The sequence below is a fragment of the Streptomyces sp. ML-6 genome (assembly GCF_030116705.1).
Taxonomy (GTDB): domain Bacteria; phylum Actinomycetota; class Actinomycetes; order Streptomycetales; family Streptomycetaceae; genus Streptomyces.
Genome location: NZ_JAOTIK010000002.1, coordinates 509,281 through 524,034, shown reverse-complemented (window position 1 = coordinate 524,034; position 14,754 = coordinate 509,281). Strand labels below are relative to the sequence as shown.

Annotated in this window: 14 protein-coding genes; 8 read left to right on the top strand and 6 right to left on the bottom strand. The window is 73.0% G+C overall.

Going from position 1 to position 14,754, the window contains the following annotated elements:
- Positions 1-28: 28 nt before the first annotated feature.
- Together OCT49_RS36295 and OCT49_RS36290 are read right to left on the bottom strand one after the other, a co-directional pair.
- Complete coding sequence (locus OCT49_RS36295) at positions 29-1,048, bottom strand: proline racemase family protein (RefSeq protein WP_283856420.1); 1,020 nt, start codon at positions 1,046-1,048, stop codon at positions 29-31.
- 228 nt (positions 1,049-1,276) lie between these two features.
- The gene (locus OCT49_RS36290; protein WP_283856419.1) at positions 1,277-2,752 is read right to left on the bottom strand and encodes a multicopper oxidase family protein; all 1,476 of its coding nucleotides are present in this window, start codon (positions 2,750-2,752) and stop codon (positions 1,277-1,279) included.
- 314 nt (positions 2,753-3,066) lie between these two features.
- Here OCT49_RS36290 and OCT49_RS36285 point away from each other — a divergent pair, with 314 nt between their 5' ends.
- Positions 3,067-4,191, top strand: a complete 1,125-nt coding sequence (locus OCT49_RS36285; protein WP_283856418.1) for a sensor histidine kinase — start codon at positions 3,067-3,069, stop codon at positions 4,189-4,191.
- A complete protein-coding gene (locus tag OCT49_RS36280; RefSeq protein WP_283856417.1) occupies positions 4,188-4,841 on the top strand; it encodes a response regulator in 654 nt (217 codons plus the stop codon). The genes OCT49_RS36285 and OCT49_RS36280 overlap by 4 nt, the downstream gene beginning before the upstream one ends.
- Before the next feature lie 77 nt (positions 4,842-4,918).
- Here the strand turns inward: OCT49_RS36280 and OCT49_RS36275 are convergent, their stop codons facing one another.
- The 4 genes from OCT49_RS36275 to OCT49_RS36260 form a co-directional block, all read right to left on the bottom strand.
- A complete protein-coding gene (locus tag OCT49_RS36275) occupies positions 4,919-5,470 on the bottom strand; it encodes a hypothetical protein (protein WP_283856416.1) in 552 nt (183 codons plus the stop codon).
- Between the two features lie 146 nt (positions 5,471-5,616).
- Positions 5,617-7,074 carry a carboxylesterase/lipase family protein gene (locus tag OCT49_RS36270; protein ID WP_283856415.1) on the bottom strand — a complete coding sequence of 486 codons (1,458 nt, stop codon included), beginning with the start codon at positions 7,072-7,074 and terminating at the stop codon, positions 5,617-5,619.
- Positions 7,071-8,108 carry an alpha/beta fold hydrolase gene (locus tag OCT49_RS36265; RefSeq protein WP_283856414.1) on the bottom strand — a complete coding sequence of 346 codons (1,038 nt, stop codon included), beginning with the start codon at positions 8,106-8,108 and terminating at the stop codon, positions 7,071-7,073. Before OCT49_RS36265 ends, OCT49_RS36270 begins: the two co-directional genes overlap by 4 nt.
- 22 nt (positions 8,109-8,130) lie before the next feature.
- A complete protein-coding gene (locus tag OCT49_RS36260) occupies positions 8,131-9,450 on the bottom strand; it encodes an esterase/lipase family protein (protein WP_283856413.1) in 1,320 nt (439 codons plus the stop codon).
- Positions 9,451-9,766: 316 nt separating this feature from the next.
- On the opposite strand from OCT49_RS36260, the gene OCT49_RS36255 reads away from it, so the two are divergent.
- From OCT49_RS36255 to OCT49_RS36230, 6 genes are all read left to right on the top strand, one after another.
- Complete coding sequence (locus OCT49_RS36255; protein ID WP_283856412.1) at positions 9,767-10,654, top strand: acyl-CoA thioester hydrolase/BAAT C-terminal domain-containing protein; 888 nt, start codon at positions 9,767-9,769, stop codon at positions 10,652-10,654.
- A 22-nt stretch (positions 10,655-10,676) separates the two neighbouring features.
- Positions 10,677-11,291 carry a hypothetical protein gene (locus OCT49_RS36250; RefSeq protein ID WP_283856411.1) on the top strand — a complete coding sequence of 205 codons (615 nt, stop codon included), beginning with the start codon at positions 10,677-10,679 and terminating at the stop codon, positions 11,289-11,291.
- 15 nt (positions 11,292-11,306) lie between these two features.
- Positions 11,307-11,435 (top strand): hypothetical protein, encoded by a 129-nt coding sequence (locus tag OCT49_RS36245; RefSeq protein ID WP_283856782.1) that lies wholly within the window; start codon positions 11,307-11,309, stop codon positions 11,433-11,435.
- 294 nt (positions 11,436-11,729) lie between these two features.
- On the top strand, positions 11,730-12,692 hold the full coding sequence (locus OCT49_RS36240; RefSeq protein ID WP_283856410.1) for a DUF8832 domain-containing protein: 963 nt from the start codon (positions 11,730-11,732) through the stop codon (positions 12,690-12,692).
- A 108-nt stretch (positions 12,693-12,800) separates the two neighbouring features.
- The gene (locus tag OCT49_RS36235) at positions 12,801-13,331 is read left to right on the top strand and encodes a carboxymuconolactone decarboxylase family protein (protein ID WP_283856409.1); all 531 of its coding nucleotides are present in this window, start codon (positions 12,801-12,803) and stop codon (positions 13,329-13,331) included.
- A gap of 80 nt (positions 13,332-13,411) precedes the next feature.
- Positions 13,412-14,689, top strand: coding sequence for an MFS transporter (locus OCT49_RS36230; protein ID WP_283856408.1), 1,278 nt, complete (start codon positions 13,412-13,414; stop codon positions 14,687-14,689).
- Positions 14,690-14,754: the final 65 nt, after the last annotated feature.

Here is a 14,754-nt window from a genome sequence, read left to right as displayed (position 1 = left end):
GTCGTACGCACCCGCCCGGGTCGGTCGGCTACCGCAGGACGAAACCGGTGCCGAGCCCGTCCGCGGGATCGAGTTCGAAGAGGTGCTCGCCGGTCCGGTACGCCGTCCCCGTGACCTCCGCGACGACGGCGGGGCGGCCGTGGACGGTCAGCTCCTCGACGATCCGCGCGTGGAAGCGGGTGCCGACGATCGAGTCGTGGACGAGGGTCCGGCCCGGTTCGAGGCGACCGGTCGCCGCGAGCACCGCGACACGGGAACAGGTGCCGGAGCCGCACGGGGAACGGTCGACCTGGCCGTCGGCGAAGACGGTGACGTTGCGCTGGTGCGGGTTGCCGTCCTCGTCGTCGCCGAGATCGTCGTACAGGATGGTGCCGTAGATGCCGCTGAGGCGGTCGTCGACGGGGTGCCGGGCGTACTCGGTGTCGTTCAGCGCCCACTTGACCTCGCGCCCGATCGCGATGAGGTCGGCGTAGTGCTCGGGGGTGACGGCCAGCCCCGCACCGGCCGCGTCCAGGTGCGCGTAGATGGCACCGCCGTAGGCGACGTCGACGAGGACGTCCCCGCGGGACGTGGCGACGGTGACGCGTTCGGCGAGCCGGTAGCCGGGGACGTTGACGAAGTCGACCCCGGTGATCCGCTCGCCCTCGGTGCGCACGCGCAGGGTGACCCGGCCCGAGGGCACGTCGATGACGACCGTGGTGACGCCGGAGGGATCACGGGTGACGCGGCCGGTCCGCACGGCCCAGACGGCGAGCGCGATGGAGCCGTGGCCGCAGGCCGTCGAGAAGCCGTCCTTGTGCCAGAACAGCACGCCGAAGTGGGCGCCCTCGTCGTCGGGCGGGGTGATGAACCCGCCGTACATGTCGGCGTGCCCGCGGGGTTCGAGGCACAGCAGCCTGCGCAGGCCGTCCACGTCGGGGTCGCCGATGGCGAACGTCCGGCGCTCGGCGACGGTGGCCCCCTCGATGGCGGCCGGCGGCTCGGGGACGATCCGGAACGGTTCGCCCCCGGTGTGGTAGTCGACGGTGCGTACCTGGCGGATGGTCAAGAGGTCCTCCTCGGTCCGGACGCCGATGCCGCGCCGGCCCCCGGGCCCGGCGAGGTCGTCCGGGCGGGCCGCGCCGCTCCCCCGCCGCCGTTCGGCGGCGGCTCCCGGACGATATCCCGCACCGTGCCCGCCCGGTGCCCGGAAGTGCCACTGGCACGGATCGGCCGGAGCCCCGACCGGGCCACCGCCACGCCCGGCCCCGGCCATGAGGGGCCGCCCGGACCGCGGTCAGTGGTGACCGGTGTGGCCGCTCGGGGCCAGGCGGCGCGGGGTGGTGTCCTCGGTGCCCGGGGGCACGATGACGAACTGCCCCATCATGCCCTTGTCCTCGTGCTTGAGGATGTGGCAGTGGTACATGTACGGGGTCCTCGGATCGATGTGGCGGCCGAACTCGACGGCCAACCGGACCTTCGTCTTGCCGGGGACGTAGACGGTGTCCTTCGGGCCGCGCAGATGTGCCGGCGGCCGCTCCCCGTCGATGTCGAGTACCCGGAAGACGACCTCGTGGATGTGGAAGTTGTGGGAGAAGGTGATGTTGTCCAGCTCCCAGATCTCACGGGCACCCGCCGGTACGACCTCGTCGATCCGGGCCATGTCCATGGGCTCGCCGTTGATGTGCGAGCCGTACAGCGTGAAAGTGCGGGTGCGGTCCCCCTCGGCGGGCGGGGCGAGGGCCGCGAGCCGGGCGGGCAGCGGGGCGGAGGGGGCGAGCCGCGGGGCGGCCGTCAGCTTCAGCAGGTCGTAGCTGCCCTCCTCGATCTCGTCCCCGCCCGGGAAACCCTTGAGCAGGACGTTCTCACCGGCCTCGAAGGAGGCGACGATCTCGAAACGCTCGCCGGGGCTGATCCGGAGCCGGCGCACCGCGACCGGCCGGGAGAGCAGTCCGGCGTCGCCCGCCACCACGTGGAACTCCCGTTCGTCCGCGAAACCGACGGTGAAGACGTGCGCGTTGGAGCCGTTGAGCAGCCGGAACCGCACCCGGCTCGTCGTCACCCGGAAGAACGGGGCGTAGGTGCCGTTGATCAGGACGTCGTCGCCGAGCGGCCCGAACGTGCCGCCGAAGTCCTCGTCCAGCTCGCCGTCCTCGGTGAACTTCCGGTCCTGGATGATCAGGGGGACGTCGTCCTTCCCGTACGCACGGGGCAGCCCGGGGCCGTCGGCCTCGCCGATGCCGTCGGTGCCGTCGGTCCTGTCGTCGAGGAGGAACATCCCGGCGAGCCCCCGGTAGACGTGGACGGCGGTCCTGCCGTGCGGGTGAGGGTGGTACCAGGTGGTGGCGGCGGGCTGGTCGACGGTCCACTCGGGGGACCAGGTGGCGCCCGGTTCCACCATCTGGTGCGGGCCGCCGTCCATCACCGCGGGCAGCCGCATGCCGTGCCAGTGCAGGGTGCTGGCCTCGCCCAGCGCGTTGGTCACGGACATCGCGACGCGGTTGCCGCGCCGGGCCCGGAGCGTGGGGCCGAGGTGGGCGCCGTTGACGCCCCAGGTCCTGGCCCGCCTGCCGGGCAGCAGCTCGCTGCGCCCCTCCTGCAGACGCAGCGCGAAGCGCCGCACCCCGTCGGGGCCGGGCGGGGGGTCGAGGACCGGCGGGATGTGCAACGGATTGCGGAACGAGAGGGTGCCCTCGTTCCCCTCCGCGCCGCCGCATCCGGTCAGGGCCAGTCCCGCGAGTCCGGTCAGGGCCAGGAAGCTGCGTCGTCTCATGGCCCGGAATCCTGCGGGAGACACGGGGCGAAGTCGTCGGCCCGGAACGGCAACCACGGCGTACACCCGGGGCGGCAGTGTCATACCCCGGCGGTACGGGACGGTGCCGCCGCCCGGCCGACGCGGCGACGGCGGCCCCTCCACCAGGCTGACCCCCATGGATCGACGACTTCTCCCCGCGGCCCCGAAGGAGCAACCGCCCTTCGGCGCCCACGCGTTGGTGACCCGGGGCCGCGCCCCGAACAGTGACAGGATGTTCGCGGCGCGGGGAGACGCGCGCCCCGGTGGCGGGGCGGGGACGGAGGGGCGGGAACGTGTCACGAGCGGGTGATGCCGCGCTGGGGGCCGGGCTGGTGTTCGTCGTCCTCGTCGGGGGCCTGCTGGAACTGGGCCCGCCCGGACCGTCCGGCCCCATGGGCCCGGGAGCCGTCGTCCTCGCCGCCGTGGCGGGCGCCGCGACCGTCCTGCGGAGGCGTTTCCCCGTCGGATGCCTCGCGGTGGCCGACGCGGTCACCTTCGCCTGGTTCCACTTCGACTACCCGGGCAGACTCATCACCGCCGCCCCGCTGATCGGCTGCTACGCGCTCGCGGCCGGCCGGGGCTGGCGGGCGGGGGTGGCGGGCGGGGTGCTGACCGCCCTGTGCACGCTCCTGACCGTCCGGTTCGGGCTGAGCGGCGACTGGTTCACCGACCAGGTGTTCAACGCCGTTCCGCTGGTGGCCGCCGCCACCGCGCTCGGCGTGGCCGTGCACTCCCACCGGGCGTTCGCCAGGGGCGCGCGCGACTGGGCGGAACGACTGGCCGAGGCCCGCTCCGACCAGGCCCGCCGGCAGGCGGCCGAGGAACGCCTGGAGATCGCCCGTGAACTGCACGACGTCTTCGGCCACACGATGGCGGCGATCAGCGTGCAGGCCGGGGTCGCCGTCCATGTGATGCGGCGCCGGCCGGAGCAGGCCGCCGAGGCGCTGAACACCATCAAGCGGATCAGCGACGAGGGACTCGCCGAGGTGCAGGTGGTGCTCGGCGCGATGCGTTCGGAGAACCTGTGCACCGCCACCGGCGGCCTGGCCAGGCTCGACGAACTGCTCGACATCCCGGGGGTGCGGGTCGAGCTGACGCGCACCGGCGAGAACCGGACCGTCCCGGTCACGGTGGACCTCGCCGCGTACCGGATCGTCCAGGAGTCGCTGACCAACGTGCGCCGGCACGCGCACGGCGCCACCCGGGTACGGATCGAGCTGGCCTACGGCGAGCGGCTGCGCATCGTCGTGCGCGACGACGGAAGCCCCGGCGACGTGTCCACGACCGTCGGCGGCAACGGCATCGAGGGCATGCGGGCGCGGGCGGAGAAACTGGGCGGCACGCTCACCGCGGCCCGGACGGCGGACGAGGGATTCGAGGTGCGGTGCGAGCTGCCGATCCGGAGGGACACCACATGATCAAGGTACTCATCGCCGACGACCAGGCCCTCGTGCGGGGCGGGTTCCGGGTACTGGTCGACAGCGAGCCCGACATGACGGTGGTCGGCGAGGCGGGCGACGGCGCGAGCGCGGCCGAACTCGCCCGCGCCACCCACCCGGACGTCGTGCTGATGGACGTCCAGATGCCCGGCGTGGACGGTATCGAGGGCATCCGGCGGATCGTCGCGGACCCGGCCCTCGCCACCGTGCGCATCCTCATCCTCACCACCTTCGACGAGGACCACTACGCCATCGAGGGGCTGGCCGCGGGCGCGAGCGGATTCCTGCTCAAGAACACCGACCCGGCCCAGCTCCTGCACGGGGTGCGGGTCGTCGCGGGCGGCGAGGAACTGCTGTCCCCCGGCCTGACCCGGCGCCTCATCGCCCGGATGACGAAGCCCGCCGCCGCGGTCGACGGCGACGTCTTCGCCCAGCTCACCACCCGTGAACGCGAGGTCGTGGCGCTCGTCGCCCAGGGCCTGAGCAATGAGGAGATCACGCGCGAACTCGTCATCAGCCCGGCCACGACCAAGACCCATGTCAGCCGTGCGCTGGCCAAGCTCGGCGCCCGCGACCGCGCCCATCTGGTCGCCCTCGCCTACCAGAACGGCCTGATCCGGCCGCACTGACCGCACCGGGGACGGGCCCCGGCCCCCCGGGCTGGTATCCGGCGGGCGGCCGGCGCTCCGGGCCCGTCCGGCTCGGCTCAGTCGGTGATGTACCAGTTGCCCTTGAGGTACTCCAGGGTGCTGCTGCCGATGTCGCCGTCGGAGAAGACGACGGAGGACCTGACCGAGTCGGCCGGCATCTCGAACTTGTCGGGCGTGACCATGGAGACGCGCTGCGGGTCGACCGTCGCGGTCCGCAGGGCCTTCTTCTGCGTGGGCGAGAACAACCGGAACGTGACGAGGAACGTCGACGTGCACGGGCCGAACCCCTGGTCCTCCGCCTGCTTCGCGGCGGGCCCGGCCACCTCGCAGACCGTGTCGATGTCCTCGCGGCCCACGGCGCGGAGGTACTGCTCGTACCGCTGGATCGCGCCCTCCTTCGTCCGGGGCACGGACGGGCCGCCGGTCGGCGGCTTCTCGGACGGGGCGGCCGGGGCGGACGCGGACGGCTCGGCCGACGGCTCCTCGGCCCGCGCGGACGCGGACTGCTGCGAGGACTTCTCCGGCTTCGCCCCCGTGTCGTCCCGCGCCTCCTCCGGACCGCAGGCGCACGCCACCAGCGCCACACCGACCACTACCGCCGCGCTCATCAACGCCCGCGCTTTCATTCCGTCCCCTTCACCGGCCGACAACACGTCAAGAGGTCACGCAGGATCCGGGAGAACGGTTCCCGGCCGACGCGGTCCCCCACATCAGCCCCGGCCCCGCCCGGGAAGCCTCTTCGAGGGAGCCCCCCTCAGCGCACGCCCTCCCACAGGAGCCGTTCCTGCGCGCGCGGGTCGGCGACCGGGGCGGACGCGAGCGGGGCGGTGAAGGCCATTGTGGTACGGGTCGTGGTGTCGTACGTCTCCCAACCGGGGTTTCCCGTCCTCGCGAAGGAGACCCACGCCCCGTGCATGGCGTCCGCGAGGGCCCGGGGCGGGTGGGCGCCGAGCAGCGGTGCGCAGGAGGGGTCGTCGAGGCGGTCGAAGACGAAGGGCAGCTCCAGGGCGTGGCAGGCGCCGAGGGCCCCGTCGAACCGGGGGGAGCGCCAGCCGAACTCGTACAGGTACGAGTTCGGCACGGACTCGGCGAGGCGGATGGCGGGGATGCGGTAGAACCAGTCGGTCGCCACCGCGGCGAACAGTTCGCCCGGCGACGCGGCGGGGCGGGCGGTCCGGTAGACGGGGAGGGCCGCGACCGGATCGAGGCCGTAGGCCGCGGTCGCGGCGAGGAGCGCGGACTCGGGCAGGGTGTGGAGGAACCCGGTCGGGGCCAGGAAGAGGCGGTACTCCTCCGCGTTGCTGCCGATCAGGAGGTCGACGCCGCAGTCGGGGCCGGGCAGCGCGAGGGCGGGCCGTACCGGTTCGAAGGGCATCAGGTTGAGTACTGCCTCGCCCCAGCGGGCCGGATCGGGGTCGGCGCTCACCTCGGCGCGCAACTCCGCCTGGGCCGGGAGGAGTTCCGGCAGCGGGACGGCGGCGAGGGCCTCCGCCGTCCGCTCGATGCCCAGTTTCTCCGCCAGCCGGGCCGCCACCAGCGCGGCCGATGACGGGCGCAGGAAGTGGTGGCAGGCCCCGCTCTGCAGGATCGCCCTCCGGAACAGGCCCCGGGCCGCCTCGGTGGTCAGGAGCATGCCGATGCTCATGGCGCCCGCCGACTCGCCGAAGACCGTCACCCGGTCCGGGTCGCCGCCGAAGAAGGCGATGTTGTCCCGGACCCAGCGGAGGGCGGCGATCTGGTCGAGCAGACCCCGGTTGTCGGGGCGGCCGGGAAGGCGCAGGAAACCGTCCGCCCCCAGGCGGTAGTTGAGCGTGACGCAGACGACTCCGTCGCGGGCGAAGGTGCTCCCGTCGTACGCGGCCGTCGAACCGGAGCCGTTGGTGAACGCCCCTCCGTGCAGCCACACCATCACGGGCAGGCCGGCGCCCGGCTCCGGGGCCGGGGTCCAGACGTTGAGGTTCAGGCAGTCCTCCCCCTCGACGCCGTCGTCCGGGATGAGGACGTCGAAGGGCGGGGCGTAGGGGGCGTGCGGCACCGTCGGGCCGTGGACCGTGGCGTCGCGCACGCCCGTCCGGGGCTCGGGCGGGAAGGGTTCCCGGAACCGCCGCGCGCCGAAGGGCGGCGCGGCGTACGGGACGCCGAGGAAGGACGTCACCCCGTCGGGGGAGGTGCGGCCGCGGACCGCCCCCTGCCGGGTGTCGCACACCGTCATGCCGACAGGACCTCCAGCAGCGCCTCGCGGAACTCGCCGGGGCGTTCGAGGTGGACCGCGTGCCCGGCGTCGGCCACCGCGACCTCCCGCACCGTGCCGCCCGAATCGGCGTAACGGCCCAGGGCGTGCCGGGTCTGCGCCACCATCGGCTGGGCCGGTGTGCCGTCCCACCCCGGCACGACGCCGGTCGCGCCCAGGTGCGCCAGGTCGAACATCGAGGTGTCCGAGACGATGACGTCGTCCTCGCCCCGTATCCACAGCACCGGGGGCTTGGGGTCGATCAGGTGCAGGTCGTCGATGCGGAAGTGGGTCGGGGCGAGGCAGTTGAGCACGCCGCGCGTGCCGGGCGCGATGCCGGGCCAGTCGGCGGACGTCCTGCTGTCGCCCGGGTAGTGGTCGTCCCCGGTGCGCGTGGTGAGCATGGACTCGACGTACGCGTCCTCGTGCTCGGGACGCAGCGGCGGTTTGACGTAGCAGGAGGCCAGGACGGAGCGCGGCGAGAGCGCGGAGTCCTCGCCGCGGTCGCCCCGGGCGAGCAGCCGCACGAACTCGGGGTTGGCCGTCCCGCCGCCCGATCCGGCCCCGTCCGCGGAGTTGAGGGTTCCGTCCACTCCCCGCGTACCGCCGAAGCCGTAGGGGGAGACCGGGTTGACCAGGGTCAGGGAACGGACCCGGTCCGGGTGGTCGCGCAGGTACTGCATGACCACTCCGCCGCCCATGGACCAGCCGACCAGGTGCGCCCGGTCGATCCGGAGGGCCGTGAGCAGCGCGGCGAGGTCGTCGGTGTAGTCCCGCAGGCCCCGGGTGGCGTCGACGGGCAGCGGGTCGGTGCCGCCGAAGCCGCGCAGGTCGACGGCGATGGGACGGTAGCGGTCCGGCAGCCCGCTCAGGGTGGTGTGCCAGAACGCGGAGGAGGAGACGTTGCCGTGGACGAAAACGACGGCCTCGCCCTCGCCCTCTCCATCGGTTCGTGCTTCGGTGATCTGCTGGGTCAGCCGGTCGGTGGCGACCCGGCGGGTGCGGAGCGTGTTCATGTGCGAGTTCCTTCGAGTTCCTTCAGGACAGCCAGGTGGCGACCTGGGCGACGGCCGAGGAGTTCCAGCCCAGTTCGAGGTGGTTGGCGCCGAGGACGGTCTCCCTGCCTCCGACGGTGGGGATGCCCGTGGTGTCGAGCGCGCTGTCGATGAAGACGACACCGTCGCTGGGGCCGCGGTTCTCGTTGAAGATGCCGAGCACGTCCGGTGAGCCGCCGGCCAGCAGATACGTCGTGACCGAGGCGGGCACCCCGGCTTCGTGCAGCGGCTCGATCAGCGAACCGGCGTCGATGGCGGCCTGGATGCCGCTGCCGGCGGTGTAGAAGCCCTGGCCGCCGTAGTACGTCGTGTACCAGTCCTGGGCGGCGCCGTCGACTCCGTACTTCCCGTCCCAGCGGGCCAGCATCTGGCGCTGCCCGGGGTAGTTGTCGTACCCGCCGGACGGCGTCATGGAGAACTCGGGGCGGGCCGTGTACAGCCCGTAGCAGGTCATGTGGGAGTGCGGGGAGGGGGCGTTGATCTTGCCGCCGCACTCCGGCCAGACGGAGAAGTCGTGGGCCCAGCCGTGGGCGTAGGGGTAGTCGTAGCCGCCGTTCGGGCCGCCGAGGGTGATCAGCCGGCGTACGTCCCCGGCGTAGGCCCGCCCCCAGCCCGGCTTCACGGACGACACGTACGCGCGGGTCGACATCTCGCCCTTGCTCCAGCCGACCAGGTCCACCTTCTCGACGCCCAGCTTCGCCTTGATGACGGCGATCGCGTCACCGACGACCTGCGCCTGCATGAGGTTGTCGCCCTGCTTGTGCGCGAAGCCGACGGCGAAGACCCGGTGGCCGCGCGCGGAGAGGTACTGCATCAGCCCGGTGGACGGGCAGACGAGGGCGCCGCAGCCGTAGCCGCCCGACTCGCCGGGGTTGGCCCAGGCCCGGTCCGCGGTGTCGTTCGCGCCGTGCACGAGGAGGACGGGCGTGGTGCGGCTGCCGGTGTTCCAGCCGGGGGCCGAGTAGAGCAGGAACCGGTCCGAGGAGGGGCGGGTCACGCCGCCGAAGTACGTGACGCGCTTGCCGTCCTGGTCGCCGCGGCCGTCCGAGGGATAGCCCTCGGTACGGAACCCCGTGGTCGTGTCGCGGTAACGCTCGACGCTCTCCCAGCCGTTGGTGACGGTGCCGGCCCCGTAACCCGCCTCGCGAGTGAGGTACGGGGGCGGCGCGGCGGAGCCGCCCGCCGTCGCGCCGCTCGCGGTGGTGTGCGGTGCCACCACGGCCGCCGCGACGACCCCCACCACCGCCATGACCCGGGCGGCGCGCAGCCGCCACCGGTGCCCCGGACCTCGTCCCTCGGCCATGCCCCGGCCCCTCCCGTTCGTGCGCCCGCGGCGCGCCGCCCGGCGCCGCCCCGGCACCGGGTGTGCACACGCTAGGCGGACGGACGGGTGATGGGGCATGTGGGCGCACCACACAAAGGAAAGGACATACATGGTCGGTGACTTCACAACCGGCGCCGCGCCCTCCCCGCGCCGAGCGACGGGACGGGGCGGCGCTCCGTGGAGGCGGCGTGCGAGGTGTCACCTGGGGGACGATGGTGGCGGACGGGGCGTCATGACGGGGGTGCCTTCGTCCGGGCGGGGATTTCCGTGGGTCACGACGGCGGAGGGGGAGCGGATGGACGTCACCGAGCGGGAGCTGACCGATCCCTGGGAAGGCGTTCTGTTCACTCCCGCCCGCGCCGGCGACGTCGGCGTTCTGGTCCTGGCCGGGTCCAGCGGGCGCGTCGAACGCGAGCGGGCGCGCCTCCTCGCCCGGCAGGGCTTCACGGCCCTGGCGATCCGCTGGTTCGGCGGGCCCGGGCAGCCCCCGGGAATCTGCGAGGTCCCCCTGGAGACCTTCACCGCCGCCGTCGACCTCCTCCGGGCGGCCGGGGCGCGACGCGTCGGAATCCTCGGCACCTCCAAGGGCGCCGAAGCCGCTCTGCTCACGGCGGTGCGCGACTCGCGCGTGGACGTGGCCGTCGCGTTGTCGCCCACTTCGTGGGCCTGGTGCAACGTCGGCCCCGGCCACGACGGGGCGCACCACCCGTACCGCTCGTCCTGGACCTGGCGGGGGAAGCCGCTGCCCTTCGTCCCGATGGACGACTCCTGGACCTCCCCGGAGCCGGACGGCGGCGCCGTCGCCATCCGCGGTTGGTACGAACTGAGCGAACGGACCTTCGCCCGCTCGCTCCCGGCCGCGGAGATCCCGGTGCGGACGGCCCCGCCCGAACTGGTCCTGGTCGCGGGCGGGGACGACGCGATGTGGCCGTCGCTCCCCTGCGCCCAACGGCTGGCCCGGAGGCGGCGCTCCGCAGGGGCGGCCGTGCGCCTGATCACCCACGCCGCCGCCGGCCACCGCCCGCGCCTTCCCGGCGAGGGCCCGGCAGCGGCGTCCCCGCGCTTCGAGTACGGGGGCACCCCCGAGGCCGATGCCCTCCTGGGCCGGGCCGCCTGGCCCCACATCCTCGACGCGCTCGGCGGCAAGGGCTCATCGACAAGGTCGTCCCGGGAATCCGGTTGACGGCGGCCGGAGAATTTCTGGCATGGGAACGGACATCAATGGTTTCGTCGAGTGCCGGGCGTGGCGGCTCCACGAGGACGGTGAGGAGTCGGTCTGGCATGCCGCCATCGACCTCTTCCTCCTCAACATCACCCGGAACTACGACGCGTTCGGCTGTCTCTTCGGGATCCGCAATTACGCAGGCTTCCGCCCGCTGGCCGAGGAGCGCGGGCGGCCACCGGACGCGTCGGACAGGGTCCGGGCGGAGCTGGACCGGTGGTCGGACCAGGTCTTCGGCATCACCTGGATCACCTGGGCCGAGCTGAGGGCGACCGACTGGACCGAGCCGGCGGAGGACACCGACAGCCGACTCCATCAGTACCGGCGGACGGCCGACGGGCTGGAGTACGTGGGCAAGTCCATGTGGTCCCGGCAGTTCGCCGAAGCCGTCGGCCTCCCCGAACAGGAGATGGGGCGGACCTGGCCCGAGGGCAGCGAGTGGCACATCGGCGACATCGTCTACCGGTCCGAGCGGATGAGCCGCCGCGAGGCCGTCGAGGACGGCGGGGAATGGGAGCCGGTCTGGACGGTCATGGAGGCGCTCGCCTCGCAGCACGGGGACGACAACGTCCGGCTCGTGGTCTGGTTCGACAACTGAATGGAGGTGGGTGGCGTGTCGGGATCGGGTGAGGTCTGGCGGCTGCTGGGGCAGGACGCGCCGGGCGGGCCCGTTGCCGAGTTCCTGCTCCACATCGAGGGCGACCGGGCGTGGTTCCGCTGGAACGACGAGCCGTTCGAGTAGCCCCCGCCCCGCCGGTGGGGACCTGGGCCGGTGAGGTCCTGACCACGCAGTGGAGGGGCGGCGTCCCGGCCGATGGGCGGCGCCCCGGCCGTTGAGCGGTGCCCGGCCGGGCGGTCCGGCACGAACCCGGCCGGGCGTCGAGGTCCCGGGCCGGTCCCGGGCCGGAACGATCAGTGACCCCCTCGTGAGATTGAGGCCCTCAAGGCATTCCGGAATACCCCCGGGGGGTATATGGTTATGATCGTCGTCCTGAAGGGGCAACGCCACAAGACGCATCACACCCATGGAGATGTCATGAGGAACCACACCGGTCACGACCAGGCCAACCACGCCGACCACAGCAACCACCAGGGCCACGGTGGCCACCACGGCCACGGCGACCACAGTGCTCATGGCGGTCACGGCAACCATGGGGCTCACGGCGGAGGCCGGCCCGGTGGGCTGTCGGTCTCCGAGGACGGCTACACCCTCGAATTCGACTCGACGATCCTCACCGCCGGCCCGCAGCGGCTCGGCTTCCGGGTGATCGGCCCCGACGGGCGGGCGGTGACCGAGTTCCTCCCCGAGCACGAGAAGGAACTGCACTTCATCGCCGTCCGCCGCGACACCTCCGGGTTCCAGCACGTGCACCCGGTGCGGGACGGGAAGGGCACCTGGAGCGTCGAACTGACCCTCGAACCGGGGGACTGGAGGTTCTTCACCGACATCCACCCGGCCGGCCACGACGGGCCCATGACGCTGGGGGTCGACGTCGCCGTCGCCGGGGCGTACGACCCGAGGCCGCTCCCCGAGGCCACCGGGGTCGCGCGGATCGGCGAGTACACCGTCGCGCTCGACGGCGAGCTCCTGCCCGGCGAGGCGAGCGAACTGACCCTCACCGTCAGCCGGAACGACCGCCCCGTCACCGACCTGCAGCCCTACCTGGCCGCGTACGGGCACCTGGTGGCCCTGCGGGTCGGCGACCTGGGCTACCTCCACGTCCACCCGGAGGGCGAGCCCGGTGACGGCGTCACCGCACCGGGGCCCGAGATCGCCTTCATGGCCGTCGCGCCCTCGGCCGGCACCTACCGCCTGTACCTGGACTTCCAGCACGACGGCGTCGTACGGACGGCCGAGTTCACGGTACGGACCGCCACGACCGCCCACCCCCAGGACCCGGCACCCGAGGACCCGGCACCCCGGGCCACTCCCCAGGCCGCCCCCGAGCACGGAGGCCACCACGACCACGCACACCACGGCCACCACACGCACCACTGACCGCATGGACACCACCGATCGACTGCTGCGCCATCCGGCACCGCCGAGGGGCACCGGCCCCGCCGCGCCCCACCGCCCCGGCACCCACCCCGCCCCGGAAGGAGCGTCATGCCACGCCTGACCCGACTCACGCCCGACACGGCGGTCGGAGCCTCGCGCGACCTCCTCGCCGACCTGGTCTCCCGCCATGGCCACGTCGGTGACATGGTCTCCACGATGGCGCACTCGCCGGCCGTACTGGGCGGATACCTCCAGCTCGGCCGGGCCATGGGACGAGCCAAGCTCGACCGCCGGATCAGCGAACGGATCTCGATCGCTGTCCAGGCGCTGCAGGGCTGCGGACTGTGTCTCGACGCGCACGTCGGTGCCGCCCGCGCCATGGGAGTGGACGAGGAGGAGATCGAGCGGGCCCGCACGGGCACCTCGGCGGATCCCGCGATCGCGGCGATCATCGCCCTCGCCCTCCAGGTCTACCGCGAACCGACGTCCATCACCGACGAACAGGTCGACGCGCTGCGCGAGCACGGCTACAGCGACCGTGCCATGGCCGATGTGGTCGGCGTCGTCGCACTGAACATCCTCACCGGCGCCTTCAACCTGCTCGCCGGTCTCACCCCGGGGAGCGACACCGGTGAGTGAAGACACCCCCGCCTGTATGCGCGGGACACGGTCCCCACCCCGGGGCCGTGCCCCGCCGCATGGACACGGAAGGACCCGCCATGCGTCTGTTCGCCATCCGCGACTACCGCCACCTGTTCGGCGCCCAGGTCATCGCCCTGTTCGGTACCGGGCTGACCACGGTGGCCCTCGGCCTGCTCGCCTACGACCTCGCCGGCCCGAACGCCGGCATGGTGCTCGGCACCGCCCTGACCATCAAGATGGTCATGTACGTGGTCATAGCCCCGCTGGCCGCCGCGTACGTCGACCGGTTCCCCCGAAGAACCCTCCTGGTCCTCCTCGACGTGGTCCGGGGCGCGGTGGTCCTGGCACTGCCGCTGGTCACCGAGGTCTGGCACATCTACGTCCTGATCGGCCTGCTCCAGTCCGCCTCCGCGGCGTTCACCCCGACGTTCCAGGCCGTCATCCCCGACATCGTCACCGACGAGTCCGACTACACGCGGGCCCTGTCCGCCTCCCAGGTCGCCTCCACCATGGAGAGCCTGCTCAGCCCGGTGCTGGCCGCCGTCGCCCTGACGTTCATGAGCTTCGACCGGCTGTTCCTGGGCACCTCCGCCGGATTCATCGCCTCCGCCCTGCTCGTCCTGGCGACGCGCATTCCGGACGCCCGCCCCAGCGCCCACACCAAGGCGTGGGACAAGGCGGCCGCGGGGATCAGGACCTTCCTCAGGACACCGCGGCTGCGCGGCATCATGGCGCTCAACCTCGTGGTCGCGGCGGCAGGGTCGATCGTCGTCGTCAACACCGTCAACTACATCCGTGACGAGCTCGGCGGCTCCCAGTCGGCCGTCGCCTGGATGCTCGCGGCCTCCGGCACCGGAACCCTCCTGGCCGCCCTTGCACTGCCCCGTGTCCTCGACCGGGTCGCCGCCCGCACCGTCATGACGACCGGCGCCGGCGTCCTCGTCGGCGGCACGACCGCCGCGGTGACGCTCATCGCGGCCGGCCTCGCCACCTGGACCGGTACGGCGATCATCTGGACCGTGATCGGCATCGGCATGGCACTGATCATCACGCCGACCGGCAAGGTCCTGCGCGCCTCCGTCGGACGGAACGAGATCCCCGAGGCGTTCGCGGCCCAGTTCTCGCTGTCGCACCTGGCCTGGCTGATCACCTACCCCATCGCGGGATGGCTCGGCACGAACGCCGGCTTCACCCTCGCCTGGTCCGTCCTCGCGGTCCTCGCCGGGGCGGGCGCGATCGGCGCCCTCCGCCTGTGGCCGCGCCACGACGGCCGGGGAGCCGTCGCGGCCGGCCCCGCGACGCTCGTCCGGCACATGCCCGGCAAGGACCGGTCCACCCTGTCCAAGGCCGCGTGAAGTGCCGAATGCGGCGACGAAGTACGGGCGGCGGCAGAACGGGCGGAGAACCGGCGTCGGAACAG